Annotated in this window: 11 protein-coding genes and 1 pseudogene; 3 read left to right on the forward strand and 9 right to left on the reverse strand. The window is 70.1% G+C overall.

Annotation, left to right across the window (positions count from 1 at the left end; all coding sequences use genetic code 11):
• Positions 1–39: 39 nt before the first annotated feature.
• The 6 genes from ACFXC1_RS36315 to ACFXC1_RS36340 all read right to left on the reverse strand — a co-directional run bounded on the left by ACFXC1_RS36315 (position 40) and on the right by ACFXC1_RS36340 (position 8,788).
• Positions 40–993 (reverse strand): Ppx/GppA phosphatase family protein, encoded by a 954-nt coding sequence (locus tag ACFXC1_RS36315; RefSeq protein WP_381251084.1) that lies wholly within the window; start codon positions 991–993, stop codon positions 40–42.
• Between the two features lie 432 nt (positions 994–1,425).
• Positions 1,426–2,964, reverse strand: coding sequence for an MFS transporter (locus tag ACFXC1_RS36320; protein ID WP_381251086.1), 1,539 nt, complete (start codon positions 2,962–2,964; stop codon positions 1,426–1,428).
• A 134-nt stretch (positions 2,965–3,098) separates the two neighbouring features.
• A complete protein-coding gene (locus ACFXC1_RS36325) occupies positions 3,099–5,093 on the reverse strand; it encodes an acetoacetate--CoA ligase (protein ID WP_381251088.1) in 1,995 nt (664 codons plus the stop codon).
• Positions 5,090–6,688 carry a bifunctional 3-(3-hydroxy-phenyl)propionate/3-hydroxycinnamic acid hydroxylase MhpA gene (gene mhpA / locus ACFXC1_RS36330; RefSeq protein ID WP_381251090.1) on the reverse strand — a complete coding sequence of 533 codons (1,599 nt, stop codon included), beginning with the start codon at positions 6,686–6,688 and terminating at the stop codon, positions 5,090–5,092. Before mhpA ends, ACFXC1_RS36325 begins: the two co-directional genes overlap by 4 nt.
• A gap of 19 nt (positions 6,689–6,707) precedes the next feature.
• Positions 6,708–7,646, reverse strand: coding sequence for a fumarylacetoacetate hydrolase family protein (locus tag ACFXC1_RS36335; RefSeq protein WP_381251092.1), 939 nt, complete (start codon positions 7,644–7,646; stop codon positions 6,708–6,710).
• On the reverse strand, positions 7,643–8,788 hold the full coding sequence (locus ACFXC1_RS36340; protein WP_381251094.1) for a VOC family protein: 1,146 nt from the start codon (positions 8,786–8,788) through the stop codon (positions 7,643–7,645). The genes ACFXC1_RS36335 and ACFXC1_RS36340 overlap by 4 nt, the downstream gene beginning before the upstream one ends.
• A gap of 135 nt (positions 8,789–8,923) precedes the next feature.
• On the opposite strand from ACFXC1_RS36340, the gene ACFXC1_RS36345 reads away from it, so the two are divergent.
• Positions 8,924–9,559 carry a TetR/AcrR family transcriptional regulator gene (locus tag ACFXC1_RS36345; protein WP_381251096.1) on the forward strand — a complete coding sequence of 212 codons (636 nt, stop codon included), beginning with the start codon at positions 8,924–8,926 and terminating at the stop codon, positions 9,557–9,559.
• Positions 9,560–9,636: 77 nt separating this feature from the next.
• Here ACFXC1_RS36345 and ACFXC1_RS36350 read toward each other — a convergent pair whose 3' ends face one another.
• Complete coding sequence (locus ACFXC1_RS36350) at positions 9,637–10,539, reverse strand: LmeA family phospholipid-binding protein (protein WP_381251098.1); 903 nt, start codon at positions 10,537–10,539, stop codon at positions 9,637–9,639.
• Positions 10,540–10,762: 223 nt separating this feature from the next.
• Positions 10,763–12,730: a Stk1 family PASTA domain-containing Ser/Thr kinase gene (locus tag ACFXC1_RS36355; RefSeq protein WP_381251100.1), complete on the reverse strand. Its 1,968-nt coding sequence runs from the start codon at positions 12,728–12,730 to the stop codon at positions 10,763–10,765.
• 414 nt (positions 12,731–13,144) lie between these two features.
• Here ACFXC1_RS36355 and ACFXC1_RS36360 point away from each other — a divergent pair.
• Positions 13,145–13,327, forward strand: a pseudogene (locus tag ACFXC1_RS36360) (hypothetical protein); the annotation flags it as partial.
• 650 nt (positions 13,328–13,977) lie between these two features.
• On the opposite strand, the gene ACFXC1_RS36365 reads toward ACFXC1_RS36360, so the two are convergent.
• On the reverse strand, positions 13,978–15,132 hold the full coding sequence (locus ACFXC1_RS36365) for an IS4 family transposase (protein ID WP_381251102.1): 1,155 nt from the start codon (positions 15,130–15,132) through the stop codon (positions 13,978–13,980).
• Between the two features lie 237 nt (positions 15,133–15,369).
• Between ACFXC1_RS36365 and ACFXC1_RS36370 the strand changes: the two genes are divergently transcribed.
• Positions 15,370–16,968 (forward strand): caspase family protein, encoded by a 1,599-nt coding sequence (locus tag ACFXC1_RS36370; protein ID WP_381251104.1) that lies wholly within the window; start codon positions 15,370–15,372, stop codon positions 16,966–16,968.
• Positions 16,969–17,066 lie beyond the last annotated feature (98 nt).

Below are 17,066 nucleotides of genomic sequence, written 5' to 3' on the forward strand. Positions count from 1 at the left end.
AGGCAAGGGGGCGACGCTCACGGAACAGAACGTTGAGGTTCAGCCGACGAGGCGGGAGCGGTCCCTTGCCGCGTGGGGCGCGTCGAGATGTTCCAGCAGGAGTCCTTCCCTGGTGGACCAGGGGCAGATCTCGACGCGCTTGGCTCCGCAGGCTTCCATGAGGGTCTGAGCGATCAGGGCTCCGGCCAGGGACTGTTCGGCGCGGTGTCGGGAGATGCCCGGCAGTTTGCCACGGCTGGACGGCTTCGCCCCGGCCAACAGGGCGACCGCGGCGCGCAGTTGGGGCAGGGTCAGCTGTCGTGCGGCTCGCGGTGCCTTGCCCCGGGCTGCGGCGAGCCGGGCGAGCTGTTCGAAGGTCTTGGAGCAGGCCAGTACTCGCACGCCGGGGTCGGCCCGCGGCAGGTCGGGAACGGCTTCGAGGGATCGCTGCAGGTACTTGCGGATCTCGGCCAGGCGGCGTGGGGACGGTGTGGTGTTGCCGGGCAGCCAGTCCCGGGTGATCCTGCGCGCGCCCAGCGGCAGCGAGTACACCGTGTCGGGCTGGTCTCCGGTGCCGGAGGCGATCTCCAGGGTGCCGCCGCCGATGTCCAGGACGAGCAGGGGGGCGACCGTCGAAGCCGTCCACCGGCGGGCGGCCACGTAGGCCAGCCGTGCCTCCTCCTCGCCGGTCAGCACGCGCAGGCGGGTGCCCGTGGTGCGTGCCACGCGCGCGATGATCGCGTCGCGGTTGGGGGCGTCCCGGATGACGGAGGTGGCGAAGGCGAACACCTCCGGTCCGCGCCGGCGTGGATCGGCGGCGACGGCCTCGGCCACCGCCCGCTCGACGCTGTGTACGCCGGCCCGGTCCAGCCGTCCTTTGTGGTCGAGGGTCTCGTGCAGTCTCAGCCGCACCTTGCGGGAGAACACCGGCTCCAGCACCGCACCCTGGTGCCGCCGTACGACCGTCAGCAGAGCACTGTGGCATCCGACATCGAGCACACCTGCCTGCCGCACCCCATCGCCTCCTATGACCCCGCGCTCGGCAGGACCGGCTTCATCTCCCGTCCTCCGACGGTCCGGACGACGGCGTGACGGGAGCTCCGGCCCACCGTATGAGCATATCGTCACCAGCCGCGCACCCTCCGACCCGTTCCGAACAGCAGCCCTGGTCGCGGGCGGGAGCAGGCAGGCGAGCTCCTCTCCCGACCGTCGGGACGTCCACTTGGCCGGTGTAGAAGGCGATGTCCGCGACGGCGTCGTACGGCTCGGGGCAGAACCACGCGGCGTCTGCCCGCATGCCGTCGGTGAGGGCGAGGCCGTAGTGGGTGCTCGCGCCACGGGATCTCCTCACGGCCGCCGCCTCTGCGCACCCGCCCCGACAGCAGCCGTCGCCTCCGTGGGCGTCCCGAGATCCTCTGTGCCGTGTTCGGACGGAAGATCTGGGGGTCAGTCGGCCGTTGGCGGTGTCTTGGGTGCTCGCAGCAGGGCGCCGACCGCGGCGGCGAGCACGACGACGCTCACCGCGATCAGGGAGGCCGACAGACCGTCCATGAACGCGGACTTGACGCCGTCGGCGAGAGCCGTGCCCCGGGTGCCGAGCCGGTCGGCGACGTAAAGGCCGGCGGCTGCCGAGTGGCGTACGGACTCGGCCGCGTCGGCGGGGAGTTGGGCGACCGAGTCGGGGAGCGAGGAGCGGTAGTGGCTGCCGTAGATCGAACCCATGAGGGCGATGCCGATCGCCGAACCGACCTCGCGGGTGGTGTCGTTCATGGCCGAGGCGACGCCCTGCTGTCCCCTGCCGAGGGAGCCGGTGATGGCCGCCGTGCCGACGGCGCCGCTCAGGCCGATGCCGAAGCCCGCCAGGACCAGGCCGCCGAGGAAGGGCAGGTAGCCGGAGTCGACGTCGAGGAACGAGATCAGGAACAGGCCGGCGGCGAGCAGGAGCAGGCCGACGGACATGACGGCCTTCATGCCGACCCGCTGCACCAGGTGCGGGGTGAGCAGGGAGACGGGCAGTACCGCCAGCGCGACCGGCACGAGGGCGACGGCGGCCTTCAACGGGCTGTAGCCCAGGATGAGTTGGAGGTACTGGAGGCCGACGAAGAAGAAGCCGAACACGGCCATGAACTGCACCAGGACCGTGATGGCACCGGCCCGGAAGCCGCGGATGCCGAACAGGGCGGGGTCGAGCAGGGGATGTTCGGCGCGCAGGCCGAGGTAGGCGTAGGCGGCGAAGGACACGGCCGTGACGACGAAGGCGCCGATCACCACCGGTTCCGTCCAGCCCCGCTCGTTGCCCTCGATGATGGCGTACACGAGGGTGCCGATGGCCAGGGCCGTGGTCACCGCGCCGGCCACATCGGGCCGGTGGGGATGGGCGTCCTTGGTGTTGGGGGCCAGCAGGACCGCGCCGAGCCCTGCGGCCAGCGCGACGGCGGCGCTGGCGACGAAGATCGACCGCCAGGAGAACTGCTCCAGCAGCGCACCTGCCGCGAGCATCCCGATGATGGCGCCCGCGGCGGCGAACCCCGACCAGGTGGCCACGCCCTTGGCGCGCTGCTCGGGCGGGAAGGCGGCGGTGATGGTGGACAGCGTGCCCGGCATGATCATCGCGGCGCCGAGGCCCATGACGGCCCGCCAGACGATGAGGGTGGTCGTGGAGTCGGCGAAGGAGGCCGCCAGGGAGGCCGCACCGAAGACGACGGTGCCGACGACGAGCACGTTGCGGCGGCCGAGGCGGTCCCCGATCGCGCCGAGCGGCAGCACGAACGCGGCCAGCGCGACGGTGTAGGCGTCGGCGATCCAGGTCAGGGCGCTGTTGGACGCCGACAGGTCGATGGCCAGGTCAGGCAGGGCGAGGTTGAGCGCCGAGACCGACGCGACGACCAGGACGAGGGAAAGGCACATCGCGAACAGGACACCGCGGGTTCCGGCGCGGCCGGTGGCGACGGACGGGGCCGTCTCCGTGTGGGGGGTGGTGGTCATGGGGGCCTCAGTGGGTGCTGGGTCGGACGGTGAGTCAGTACGGGAATCCTGATGAAAATATCAAACTTGACCATGCTTAGTTCAGGCTCAGAGCGGCACGGTCACCACTACACGAAGGCCGGGGTACATCCGGACTAACCGCGTCGCTGGGCGCGCCGTTCGGCACCGAGACGGGCGTAGTACTCGATCAGTTCGGGGTCGTCCACGGCGGCCGGATTGACGACCTGCGCGGCCGGGGCGCCCTGGAGCAGGCGTTTGACCGGGACCTCCAGCTTCTTGCCGGTGCGGGTGTGCGGGATGGCCGGCACCTCGATGATCTCGTCGGGGACGTGCCGGGGAGAGGCGCCGGTGCGGATGGCCTCGCGGATGCGGTCGCGGAGGGCGTCGTCCAGTTCGGTACCGGCCGCGAGGACCACGAACAGGGGCATCCAGTAACCGCCGTCCGGCTCCTCCGCGCCGATGACCAGCGCCTCCGTGATCTCCGGCAGCCGCTCGGTCACGTCGTGGATGTCGGCGCTGCCCAGCCGTACGCCGCTGCGGTTGAGAGTGGAGTCGGAGCGGCCGTGCACGATCACCGAGCCGTGGGAGGTGAGGGTGATCCAGTCGCCGTGCCGCCACACGCCGTCGTACGTGGAGAAGTAGGCATCGCGGTAGCGGCTGCCGTCGGGGTCGTTCCAGAAGTACAGCGGCATCGACGGCATCGGGCGGGTCACCACCAGCTCGCCGACCTGGTCCACGACCGGGTAGCCCTCCTCGTCGTACGCGGCCAGCGCCACGCCCAGGTAGGGCGCGGACAGCTCACCGGCCCGCACGGGGACGGTGGGTGCTCCGCCGGCGAATCCGGAGACGACGTCGGTGCCGCCGCTGATGGAGGCGAGCTGGACGTGTGCGCCGAGGTGCTCGCCGACCCAGGGGTAGGCGGAGGCGGGCAGCGCGGAGCCGGTGCAGCCGACCACACGGATCGACGACAGGTCGTGCACCGACGGGTCGATGCCGAACTTGGCCATGCCCAACAGGTATTGAGGGCTGGTGCCGAACAGCGTGACGCGGTGCCGGGCCGCCAGATGCCAGAGGATGTCGGGCCGGGTCAGCGGGGCCGGGCTGCCGTCGTACGTGCAGGTCGTGGCACCCGTCAGGAGCGTGGAGACGACGAGGTTCCACATCATCCAGTGGGTGGTGGTGTACCAGAGGAGGCGGTCGCCGGGGCCCAGGTCGGACTGGAGGCCGAGGGTCTTCAGGTGCTCCAGGAGGACGCCGCCGTGGCCGTGGACGATGCCCTTGGGCAGACCGGTCGTACCGGAGGAGAACACGACCCACAGGGGATGGTCGAACGGCACGGGGGTGCAGGTGAGTTGCTCGGTGCGCGTCGCCGTCTCCTCCCAAGGGAGGACCAGCGACGGGTAGTTCGACGAGAGCCCCGGCAGCCCCACGTGGTCGACCAGCACGGTGGCCTTCAACGTCGGCAGGGCGCGGGCCAGTTCGAGGGCGGCGTCGCGGCGGTCGTAGGTGGTGCCGTTGAAGAGGTATCCGTCGGCGGCGATCAGGACGGTGGGTTCGAGCTGCGCGAAGCGGTCGGCGGCCGCGTTGGGCGCGTAGTCCTGCCCGCACACCGACCAGACGGCACCGAGGCTCGCGGCGGCCAGGAACGCGACGATCGCGTGCGGGGTGTTGGGGAGATATCCGACGACGCGGTCACCCTGGCCCACTCCCAGGTCGCGCAGGGTGGCGGCGACGGAAGCGACCTGGGAGCGCAGCCGCTTCCCGGTCACCTCGTACCCGGAGCCGGTCTCGTCGAGGGCGACGATCGCCACGTCGTCGTCGGCGAGGTCGCGCAGGGCGTGGTGGGCGTAGTTGAGGGTGGCGCCGGGGAACCAGCGGGCGCCGGGCATCCTCTCCTCGGCCAGCACCCGCTCGTACGGCGTGTCCGCGTCGACGTCGAAGTACTCCCACACCGCGCCCCAGAAGCCCTCCAGGTCGGCGATCGACCAGCGGTGCAGGGTGGGGTAGTCGGTGAGGTCGGTTTCGACACCCTGGTGCCGGGCGGCCCAGCGGCCGAAGTCCGCGATCCGGCTGCGCGCGGCGGCTTCCAGGTCGGGGGTCCAGGACGGTTTCGCGTACGGCGTGGTCATCGCGCGGTGCTCCTCGGCAGCGGGGTGGACACGGGCGGTTCGACGGGCCCGCGGGTGGTGCAGAGCAGGGGCGCCCAGGCGGCGGTGTCGGTGAAGTCGCCGCCGCCCGCCGGGACGACGTCCAGGACGACGCGGTCGGGGCGCAGCAGGACGGCGTCGGCGCGGCCGGCGCGCAGCCAGGCGGCGAGGGTGCCGTCGTCGCCGGACTCGTGGACGTCGACGACCCGGGCGCCGAGTCCGTCGGTGAGCGCGCGCGGTGCGGGCGACAGCGGCACCGCGGTCAGCACCGCGAAGGAGTTCCCGAGGACGTCGTCGAAGCGGACCCGTTGTCCGTCCTCGGTCGTCACCCGGGGCTGCGGGCAGGAGGTGCCGCCGAGTCGGCTGCGGCGGGTCAGCGGACCTGCGGGCAGCGGGCGGCCGAGGTCCCGGCTCGCCCGGGCCGTCACCCCCGGTATGCGGCAGGCCGCGGCGACGGCGGTGCGGCGCAGTGCGGCGGCGCGGTCCTGGCCACCGGTCATGGCCCAGCCGGTGGCGACCGCGAGGCGGATCAGATGGCGGGCGTGCGGCTTGCGTTCCCGCTCGTAGGTGTCCAACAGTCGCTCGTCGCCGCCCTGTTGGAGGACGCGGGCGAGTTTCCAGCTCAGGTTGTGCGCGTCGCGCAGACCCGAGCACAGGCCCTGTCCGACGAACGGCGGGGTGAGGTGGGCGGCGTCGCCGAGAAGGAAGACGCGTCCCCGGCGCCAGCGGTCGGCGATCCGGGCCCGGAAGGTGTACCGCGCCTGCCGGACGACGTGGAAGTCGTCAACGCGGGAGATGTCCACCCAGGGGGCGACCAGCTCGCGCAGCCGCTCGGCGTCGAGGTCCTCCCCCTCCCGCAGCCGGAACTCCCAGCGGTAGCGGTCCTCGCCGATGCGCATGAAGGTCGCCGGGCGGTACGGGTCGCAGACCTGGTCGACGCCTTCCCAGCAGCGGACGGCGGCTTTCGTCGTCACGTCGATGACGGTCCAGTGTTCCTCGAAGCGAAGGTCCTCCCATCTGGCGCCGATGGCGTCGCGGGTGAGGCTGCCCGCGCCGTCGCAGCCGAGGACGGCGTCCGCGACGAGCAGGTGCTCGCCGTCGTCGTCGCGGTAGGCGACGCGCACCGGCCCGTCGTCGCGCTGTCCGATCGCCGTCACCTCCGCTCCGCCCCGCAGCTCGGACTCCGGCCGGCGGGCGAGTGCCTCGCGCAGCAGCCGTTCCAGTTGGGGCTGGTCGAACATGCTGGTCTGCGGGTAGCCGTGGTGGCCCTGCGGTGAGCGCCGGAATTCGGCGATCACGCGGTGGCGGGCGTCCAGCAGCCGCAGTCCGCGCGCGGGGCGGGCGACGGCGGCGAACTCGTCGGCGATTCCGGCGGCTTGGAGGATGCGGCGGACCTCGTCGTCGGTGGCGACGGCGCGGGGCAGGGGGTAGAGGTCGTGGTGGCGTTCGAGGACTACGGTCCTCACCCCGTGCCGGGCGAGCAGCAGGGCGGCGGTCACCCCCACAGGCCCGGCTCCGACGATCACGACCGGCACGTGCTCGGCGGAGTCCGGTCGTACGGCTTGGTCGGCGGTCATGTGCGGCTCACTTCGGGTCTCAGTTCGCGTCGGCCACGGGCGTGTGCTGCTCGCCCAGGTCGATCCGGCCGTCCGGGGTGGCGATGGTGGCGGTGACGACGTCGCCCTGGTGCAGGTAGTGGGGGTTCTTGGCCTGGGTCTTGAAGAACGCCCTCCACTTCACGGCGGGCGGCAGCAGCGCGCCGATCTTCTCGACCGCCTTGGGCGGGGCCTTCAGGGCCGTGCCGCCGGGGGTGCCGGTCAGCAGCAGGTCGCCGGGGTCGAGGGCCTGGAACCGGGCCAGCAGGGTGAGCGCCTGCGCCGGGCGGACGATCATGTCGGCGAGGGTGCGGTCCTGACGCAGTTCGCCGTTGACGCTCAACTTCAGCCGCAGATCGAGGAGATGAGCGAAGTCCTCCGGCTCCAGCAGCGCCAGGTGGGGGCCGGTCGGCGTGAAGGTGGGGTACGACTTGCTCTCGTAGAACTGCGTCTTGGTCAACTGCACGTCACGCGCGCTGACGTCGTTCGTGACGACGAGCCCGGCGACGTACGTCGGGAGGTCCCGCTCCTCGACGACGGTTCCCACCGGCAGCGATGCCCCCATGACCAGCCCGAGTTCGACCTCGTAGTCGAGGAACTTCACATGCGACGGCCGGACGATGGCGCCGCCGGGACCGCTGACCGAGCCGGACGCCTTGCGGAAGAAGGCGGGCGGGATGTCGCCGGTGAAGCCCGAATCACGGGCGTGGCTGCGGTAGTTGACCATCTGGGCGACCACCCGGCAGGGCGTGGTGACCGGGGAGAGGGCGACCAGGTCGGCCACGGGGGTGCCTGCCTCGCCGGAGCCGGCGGCCTCGCCGACAGCGGCCCGGTCGGCCAGCAGTTCGGCGGTGGTGACGGCCTTGGTGTCGACACGGACGGCGCGCGCGCCGCGCACCACCCACCAACCGTCGGCGGTGCGCAGGACGTTGGTGCTCATGAGTTCATCGCTTTCATCAGGCCCAGCAGACGTGCGGGATCGAGTTCGTTGTCGCCACGCAGGGCACGCAGCACCTCGCGGACCCTGGCGGGGGACGGACTGGCGCCCAGGAAGTCACGGGTGGCCGGCGGCCCCCACTGGGCCAGCCCGCTCGCCGACATCGGCGCCCAGCCGGGTTCCAGGTCGCGGGAGAACAGGTCGCCGTCGGCGAAGTGCTCCAGCATGAAGTGGTCGGGGTCGCGCCAGTAGTCGAAGAGCTGGCTGCCCTGGATGTGCCGGCCGATGCCCCAACTGCGCTTGTATCCACGCTCGTTGAGGTACTCACCACCCGCGGCGATCGAGTCCAGGTCGGTGACCTGGTAGGCGGAGTGCACATACCCCGTCCCGGGCCCCAGGTGCATGGCCAGCGTGTGGTGGTCGGCCGGCACGCTGCCCAGGTCGCAGCGGATGAACGCCATCGTCGGACCCCGCTCGCGCTGCCCGTCCAGGAACAGGAAGTCGGACACGATCATCCCGAGCGTGTCCAGGTACCAGTCCAGGGCCCGGCCGAACACCCGTGTCTCCAGCACCACATGGCCCAGTCGCTGGATCCGGGACGGCTCCCGGGGCGGACGCTGCGCGACGTTCGTACGACGGTGATCCGTACCGAAGTTGAGGAGCAGCGGCTGCTGCCCGGGCAGCGCGGGCAGGCCTTCGGCACAGTGCACGACCCGTACCGGGAATCCGGACGGGTCGAGCAGACCGACCGCCTCGCCTCCGCCGGGCACGTCCGACTCCCGCACGTCCGTCCCCGTCGCCCGGGCCAGCCGGTCCAGGTCGGCCCGCTCGGCGGCACGGAACGCCGGGCCGATGAAACGGGACGTACGACCGCGTCTGATCACCATGCAGGGCGAGCCCGCGAACGTACCCCGCAGCCACAGCTCCCGCTCCGTGCGGGCGGCGACCTCGAAGCCGAAGTCACGGGCGAAGACCTCGGCCCGGTCCAGGTCGGGCTTCTCGAACTCCAGCCAGGCCAGGTCGGCGACCTTGATCACGGGGTTCCGGGACCGGCCGGGGTGCTCGCCGCGCAGGGCACCCTGCTCACTGTGAAGGTCCTGGTGGGGCGTCGCGACGGCGGCTTTGGCCACGTGTGTTCCAGACATGGTGTCCTCCGAGCAACATTGCCGTAATGAGGAAATCATCAGCTTTGACGGAAGCATCGTCAATAGCTGGAGCAAGAGTAAGTGATGGATTCATCAGAACTGTGGCGGCCCTGGAACCGCAGCTAGACTCGGCCCATGTCCACCTCAGCCCCGCCCGGCAACCGGTTCGAACGCCGCCGCGCCGAGACCCGCAGAGCGTTCGTCCGCGCCGCCCGGCAGATACTCGCCGAGACCGGGGACACCAGCGCCAGCATCCAGGCGATCGCCGAACGCGCCGACGTCGGCTTCGGCTCCTTCTACAACCACTTCGAGTCCAAGACGGAGCTGTTCGAGGCAGCGGTGGTGGACGCCCTGGAGGAGTTCGGCCAGGCATTCGACGAGCGGCTGAGCGGGATCGACGACCCCGCGGAACTCGTCACGGCCGGCTTCCGGCTGAGCGCCCACATGGCCGACTCCCACCCGGAGCTCATGCAGGTGCTGCGTCGGCGCGGTCTCGGCCACCTCTACTCGGACAACGGCCTGGCGACCCGCGCGCTGCGCGATCTTCAGGTCGGCATCGCCTCAGGCCGCTTCACCGCCGTCGAGCCGGTCGTCGCCCTCTCCGCGCTGGGCGGGACCCTGCTGTCCTTGGTGGAGCTGCGGTTCGCCCGCCCCGAACTGGACGGCGACGAGGCCGCGGTCAGTCTCGCCGAGATGGTCCTGCGCATGCTGGGCGTACCACCGGACGACGCCCACGAGGTCGCTCGCCGACCGCTGCCCGACCTGGGCTGAGTGGTCGACACCGCCGCACGGCGGGCTCGACTCCGTCGTGGCGAACGCACAGTCCGTCCCGCGAGGAACAGCGAACGTCACCGGCCGAGTTGGAGAGTCGAAACCCTCCGAACCACAGCGTCGGATCCTCCGGCGCTGTCCTGCGAGGCGTCGTCGGCTCGGAAGGTGACCGAGTGACCCGAGAAGTGGGCGATCAGGCCGTCGGTCGTGGTGGTGACCGAGCGCAGGTGCAGGCCTTGGGGGATGTTCCGCAGCTGGATGGGCTGCTCGAAGACCTTGTCCAGCGCGGCGCTCCCGGGGGCAGGCAGCGCACCGGCCTTGACGTCGAAGTCCTTGAAGGCGATGCGATTGCCCGAGGCCGCCGTAACGGTCGTCGTCACAGTGACCTGCTTCCCGAGGGGGACGAGGACCACCGCGCTCACCTGACCCGGGCGGCTGCCCTGGGAGATCTCCAGCCCAAGGGTGTTCGACACGTCCGTGTAGGACAGGAAGGCGGTCGCCTCGGCACTGTCGGCCCGTGCCTCACTGTCGTCGTCCGACTTCGTCAACCCCTGGAGCCGGAGGGAGAGTTCGGATACCGGCAGTGGGCGGGTGGCCCCCTGGGCCGGTATGTCGTGAGCGGTGATGTCCACGTGCCGCAGGGTTCCGGAGGCCGCCTGGGTCAGGACGGGGAAGCCTCGGACGTGGACCTGCGGAGGCAGAGGCGTGTCCATGCCCTCCTGGAACGCCTTGGCCGTGCGTGACTCTATGCGTGCTGCTACGACCCGGTCGACGGCAACGGAAAGGACGGCCAGCGCGACAAGAGTGGTGGTCGCGACAGCGAGGGGGTGCCTCCGACTCCGCCGGAGCCCGGGCAATGCGTACGGTTCATACAGAGTGGCCTCGTCCTGAGAGCCGTAGCCGTAGCCGTAGCTGTCATAAGAGGGGTAGTGGGGCTCGTACTGCGAGCCGTCGTCGTGCCTGTGCTGGGACGTGGACAAGGGCGATGCCCTCCTTCATTGGCGTCGGTGGGGCGAGTGGAGCGGCCTGGTTCCGTGCGGGCGGCGGACCGCGGCGGCGGCACTGGTCGACTCCGGCGGCGATCGGGACGGCGGTGGCGACGGTGCCGTCGTCGGCCCGGATCCCGGAGTTGACCATGGTCAGGGGGCCAGCAGGTGGGCCTTGATGGCGCGCGTCGCCGACGGGCGTCCACCCGGCCGGGCGTCATCTCGGGATCGGGAGGACCGGCAGCAACTGACGCGCCGTGGTCTCCGTGCCACCACTCGTGTCTCCGCCCGGCGTCGCGCCCCCGTCCGACTGGTCGGTGCCGGCGTCCTGAGTGACGACGACCGCGGTGCTTCCCGCCTCCACCTCGCTCCCCGCGGCTGGAGTGCTCGACGTCACCACCGCGTCGGACGCCTGGGAGTATCCGGTGGCGACGGCGACCTGGAGGCCGAGCGCGTCCAGTTCGTCCTGGACCTCGGCAAGGGTCTTGCCGACGATGTCGGTGGGGATCTGCACGGTCTGCACGGCCTTGGCGATCTTCACGCCGATCGCCGTACCCGGCTCGACCTCGCCGCCGGAAGCGACGCTCTGTCCCACCACGGTCCCCGGCTCGGCGTCGCTCTCGACCTCGGTCGTACTGCCCAGTTTCAGGTCCTGTGCGGCCAGCAGCTTCCGGGCCTCGCTCACGGTCGCACCCGTGAGGTCCGGGACCGTCGCCTTCTGTACCTCCTTGGCCGCCGTGAGGGTGATTTCGGTGCCCTTCTCGGCCTTCTCACCGCCCTCCGGGTCCTGCTTGAGGACGGTTCCGGGATCCTCGCTGCCGGATGTGACGTGCCGGAGCTTCACCTTGAATCCCTTGCCCTCCAGGATCCGGGACGCGTCGTCCTCGTCCTTGTCCGTGACGTCCGGCACCTCGACCTTGGGCGCCCCGGTGGACACGGTGACCGAGACCGCCTCGCCCTTGGCGAGTTCCCCTTCCACGGGGCTCTGCTCGCAGATGTGGCCGCTCGGCTGGTCCGCGCAGGGCTCCCGCTTGTCGACGGTGACGGTGAGGTCGACGTTCTCCGCGGTACGCCGCGCCTCCTCCAGGCTCTGGCCCACAAGGTCGGGCACGTCGGTCCTGCCTTCGCCGGCCGTACCACGCCCGAACATGAACCAGCCCAACACCAACGCCAGGACGACGACGGCGACACCCGCCGTGATCAGCCCGACGGTTCCTCTGCGCCGACCGCTCCTCTCTTCCGGGTCGGCATCGTCGTACGGGAAGTCGCCCTCCCCCGGCGGGGGTTCCGCACCCGGCATGAGCAGGCCCGTACCGAGGTGCGCGTCGATGTCGGCGAGCATCTGCTCGGCGGACTGATAGCGGTATCCGGGATCCTTCTCCAGGGCGCGCAGGACGATCGTGTCCACCTGGGGGCCGACCTCGGGGTTGTAGAGGCTCGGCGGGCGCGGGACCTCCTGGATGTGCTGGTACATCACCGCCATCGGCGTCTCGCCGGTGAACGGCGTGCGGAAGGTCAGCAGTTCGTACAGCAGGCAGCCAACGGAGTACAGGTCGGACCGCGCGTCGGTCTCCCGGCCCATCGCCTGTTCCGGCGAGAGGTACTGGGCGGTCCCGATCACGACCGATGTCTGCGTCATGCCGACGTCCCGAGCGTCCCGGGCGATCCCGAAGTCCATGACCTTGACATCTCCGGCCCAGTTCAGCATGACGTTGGCCGGTTTGATGTCCCGGTGCACGATGCCGTGCTGATGGGAGTGGGCCAGGGCCCGCAGAACTCCGGCCGTCACCACAAGGGCCCGTTCGACGGTCATCGGCGGCCCTGAGTGCAGGGCGTCGCGCAGGGTGGTCCCGTCGACGTACTCCATCACGAGGTACGGCGACTGGGCCCCGCCGTAAGCCACGCCCTCCCCCGTGTCGTACACCGCGGCGATGGCGGGATGGTTGAGCGAGGCGGTGGACTGCGCCTCCCTCCGGAACCGTTCCTGAAGCGCCGGTTCGTGGGCGAGGTCGCCGCGCAGGGTCTTCACGGCCACACTGCGGTCGAGCCGGAGATCGTGCGCGAGATGCACCTCCGCCATACCGCCGGAGCCGAGCAGGTGGCGCAGTTCGTACCGGCCACCGATGAGGGCCACCGGGTGACCCTGCTGGGGAAGCGTCAGGTCGTCTGGTCCGCCGAGATTCACTGCGCTTCTCCACAGAGGGTCGGAAGTCAGGGCCGGGATCTGACGCGACAGCCGCGCCGCCCATGAAGCCAGGAGCACAAGAAAGATAATTGCACATCGGTGGGCAATTATGCTTCCCTTGGGGGGAACAGAGCATGAGACGCCCATCACGGTTCACACTCCGGCCGACCCCCTGGGCTCCGCCTGGACGACAGCCGGCAGCAGACGACTCCGCCCCGGCAGAGAGCCCGGGGCGGGAAAGAGTGCTCAAATGGCCGGCGTGACGGCGTCGACGGCTTGGTCGTCAGCCGCGGACTACGTGGCCACAGCCAACGCGACAGCCTCGACCACGACAGCCGCCCGCCCCTCCGGCACTCCGGCCGCAATGAGCGTGGCGAGGGCGACCCGGGTCCCGCCGTCGCCCTCCAGCACCCCGGCGCATCCAGCGCCACCACGAGCAAGACCGGTGGCCCGGTCCTGCAACTGTCCAACATCCACGGAGACATCGCACTGCAACTGCCGCTCGACACGGCCGTCGCACCCACGGTTCTCGACAACGACGAGATCGGCGCGCCCCGCGCGAACAAGGCCCCGACACGCTACGGCTGGTTCGGCGGCAACTGAAACGCCTACGATTTCGTCTGCGCGTTCCCGGTCAACGGAACCGGCCTCGACGACCGGTGTGACGCCTGGGGAAATCCGTTCAAGAAGTGCGACAAACGGCGCGTCATCAGGTTGTCGCGCTCTCCCGGAAGCCACTGGAAGACCATCCGCGAGGGCAGCACGTCCAACGTCACGGTGAACGGGGTCAAGTACGCGCTCCACCATGCTCAGCGACCTCGAGAAGACACTCTTCTCGGGCAAGTGGAGGAACGCCCGGGGCGGCACAGTCCTCGGAGCCCAGGAGATCGAACGCCTGGTGACACCGACCGACACCACACCCGGCTCACTTCTCCCGCAACGGACACCAGGGCACCCGCAACCCCATCCTCGACCAGGGATGGGTTTCCTACCCCTGGGCCACAGCCCAGCTACCTGACGCCCCATCAGAACGAGCGTCAAATGAGCGTCAATATCGCCCGCAACGCCCACACCGCACACATTGTGCACGCAAGAAACCGCAGCTCAGGACACCTTGGCCACCGGTTCAAGGATCGCGACGCACTGCCACACTCCACGGTGTGGGCCATCGCATCCGAGTCCGTCATCGCGCGCCCGCCGCCACCGGCACTCAACTCCTGATGGCCTCCCGCTCGCGTACCGGTGACTTAAGGCGAGCCGGTTGCCCGGAGCGACGGTATGTCCGACGCGGCGCTGTGGAGGGACATTCGTACGGCGTGGTGGATCAGCAGATGGCCCCACAGCTCCTGCTCGACCCCCTCCGGCCAGCGGGACCTCAGGACGATGCGGGGCTCGCTGGTCAGATGTGCCCGCATGTCCTGCAGGCAGCGTGCGAGCATCCCGCGCTCGTGGTACAGAGCGGCCAGTGCACGGGCCGGCGATGTCGCGTGGTCCAGCACCGTCGTCAGCAGTCGGCACGACTGCGCCCCGCCCAGGGCGGAGGCGGTGATCACTCTGGCGGTGAACCGCCCGGCCGCACGGCCCGCATCCCGGTCCGCCACCGTGATCTCGGTGAGGTAGGAGCCGTCGGTCAGCGTTCGGCATACGGGCAGCTGGGCTCGCGGATGCGCGCGCCACAGGAGGTTGCGGCCCATCGCGCAGGTCGTGGGCCATCGATCCGTGAAGCAGTCGTCGACGAGCAGCAGATCGCCACGCGTGAGATCGGTGATCAGCCCGTCCACCAGCGCCGCGTCGGTGAGCGTGCGGGAGCCGAAGACCGCTCGCGCGATCGTTCCTGACGCCCAGTCGGTGAGGGCGGCCACGCGCACCTCGGGAAAGGCGTGCTGAGCCGGGCAGTTGCCGACGGGGGCGCCGAATCGTTCCCGGTTCTCGGCGGAGTCCGGGACGCTGAAGACGGTGCTGTCGAGTCCGAGTGCCCGCCATCGAGCACGGTCGTCACGCCGCCGCGGCTGTTGGGGCACGGACACGAGCGCGGATGGTGAACCCGCGACCGCCGCGAACAACGCGGCCAGGGGTTCGGCCCCGAGCTTGGCCCGGGCCCGTGAGATGGCCGCGGTCGTCGGCACCCACAGTGGCCCCTGGGCGTGACCCGCCCACGTCATGCCATGCGCCAGCAGTTGGGCCACTTCGCAGTAACTCTCCGCGGAGAAGAGGCACATGGCGAGCACGAAGTAGACCACCAGGCGGGCGGGAAGCAGCCGGCTGCGCTGCTCGGTGCGGCCGCAGTCCGCGATCACCCGGTCCACCAGATGGGGCGGGAACGCGCGCACCAGCAGACCCACGGCGATCCGGTCGGACAGCCGGCCGACCGGTGCCACCTTCCCCTGACCGGCTCGCGGCACTCCCCACCTCCCCAGACGATTCCGCACGGAACCCTTAAGTCACCGGTATCAACTCGGCCCGAGTTGCCGCGCCTTGGGGTCGCACCAAACATGAAAGCGGGGCGAGCCCGCGGGCATTCTGCCAAATGCCACAGGGGTATGCCGCAGCCATGTCGTACGACAAAAAGCTGTTGTACGGGCCGGACATCGTCCCGCGCGGTCGATACGACCACGCAGCCCTTGGAAAGGACCGGGCGAATGACGAATCGCGCATTGCTGGTCGGCCTCGACGTATATCCGAATCCGGCCAACAACCTGAACAGTTGCGTGAAGGACACCTACGCCTTTCGCGAACTGCTCAACCAGTACGACTTCACGGACACGGACGTGAGGTTCCTGCACAACGGCGATGCGAACCTGGCCAACGTCCGGGACGGACTCGACTGGCTCTTCGACGACGCACAGCCCGGCGACCGCAGAGTCTTCTTCGAGTCGTCGCACGGTTACCGCTACCTCAAGGACGGCGTCATGACGGAGGTGCTCTGTCTCTACGACGAATTCCTTGAGGACACCGAGCTGAGCCGACGCAGCCACACCATTCCGGCAGGCGTCCTCACCGTGGTGCTGGACGCCTGCCATTCCGGAGGAATGGACAAGTTGTTCGTCTTCGAAGGAATGACCCAGATCGCCCGCACCAAGGTCTTCCACGCCGACCCGGAAATGGAGCGGCAGAAGGCTTTCGAGGTGAATTCCCGCGCCGACTCGATGGCACCGGTCAAGTTCTTCGGGCGGGCCTCCACCGCCAGCGCGGGTGTCGCGTCGAAGAACTTCGCGAAAGCCCTGTCCATCGACCCCATGGCCAAGGACGCGGGCGAACCGGAGGTGGAGCTGAACGCGGTTCTCCTCACCGCGTGCCGCGCCGACGAGACCGCCGCGGCCGGCAGTTCCGCGACCAACGGCCTGTCGGCCTTCACCTTCGCCCTCACCGAGCAGAGCGACATCGCGTCGATCACGGTGAGCGCGCTGTGCGACCAGGTCGTCGGCCGGCTCCAGGGCCTGAACATGCGCCAGACGCCTACCGTCTTCGCGCCGTCGGACCAGCAGTACCTGCTCTCCGACACCTTCATCTCGGAACAGCCGGTCACCGAACCCACCGACTGGTGGGGCGAGTTGTTCGGCACGGCCGAGGAAGGAGCAGGCGCGGGCAAGTCCGGCGCGTTCGACATGAGCGCCGGAACCACCATCACGGAAACAAAGGAGTACACCGGGATGACCACTACAGCCCCCAGCATTCACACCACCATCGAATCCGTCCTGGGTTCCATCGCCAAGAACGCCGGAGGAGCGTCGAGCAACGGCGCCGCGACCCAGGCCAAGGGTCTTGGATACCTGGACGACGTGGCCGCGTGCGCGGCGAACCTCGTGCCGGCCGTGGCCGCCGCGTCCCGGAACTCGAAGGCACCGGTCGTACGCCCCGCCCTCAACGACCCGGCCCGGCTGCAGGACAAGAGCTTCTGGGACGACGTGATCGGAGTCGCCAACACGGTCGTCCATGTCGCGGGACCGATCCTGAACGCGCTCCCCAAGGAGATGGTCACGCAGGGCTCGGGCCAGGCCGGTCAGAGCCTCGCCCAGCAGATCGCGCCCGAGCGGCTGCACAACAAGGACTTCTGGTCCAGCGCGTTCGGCGCCCTGGAGACGATCGTCCCGCATCTGATCGACGCGGCGGCCGGCAAGGAGTTCAGCAAGGACCTCACGCTGACCGTCCCGCCGGAATACGCCCAGCAGAAGGGCTGGTTCGACGACGTGATGAGTGTCGTCCAGGTGGCGGCCCCGATCGTGCTCGCGGCCCTCTGACCGAGCCCCGACGCCGGGGGCGGCACCACGCCGCCCCCCGCACCAAACCACATCGGAGCCGCGCTGAACCCCAAGATCGACGATTCCGACAACCACGA

The organism is Streptomyces hokutonensis (assembly GCF_042751305.1).
Classification (GTDB): domain Bacteria; phylum Actinomycetota; class Actinomycetes; order Streptomycetales; family Streptomycetaceae; genus Streptomyces; species Streptomyces hokutonensis_A.

Bases quoted from the DNA above. Each gene is read 5' to 3' on its own strand.
- ACFXC1_RS36320 (WP_381251086.1), bottom strand. From the start codon at position 2,964: ATGACCACCACCCCCCACACGGAGACGGCCCCGTCCGTCGCCACCGGC.
- ACFXC1_RS36325 (WP_381251088.1), bottom strand. From the start codon at position 5,093: ATGACCACGCCGTACGCGAAACCGTCCTGGACCCCCGACCTGGAAGCC.
- mhpA (WP_381251090.1), bottom strand. From the start codon at position 6,688: ATGACCGCCGACCAAGCCGTACGACCGGACTCCGCCGAGCACGTGCCG.
- ACFXC1_RS36335 (WP_381251092.1), bottom strand. From the start codon at position 7,646: ATGAGCACCAACGTCCTGCGCACCGCCGACGGTTGGTGGGTGGTGCGC.
- ACFXC1_RS36340 (WP_381251094.1), bottom strand. From the start codon at position 8,788: ATGTCTGGAACACACGTGGCCAAAGCCGCCGTCGCGACGCCCCACCAG.
- ACFXC1_RS36345 (WP_381251096.1), top strand. From the start codon at position 8,924: ATGTCCACCTCAGCCCCGCCCGGCAACCGGTTCGAACGCCGCCGCGCC.
- ACFXC1_RS36370 (WP_381251104.1), top strand. From the start codon at position 15,370: ATGACGAATCGCGCATTGCTGGTCGGCCTCGACGTATATCCGAATCCG.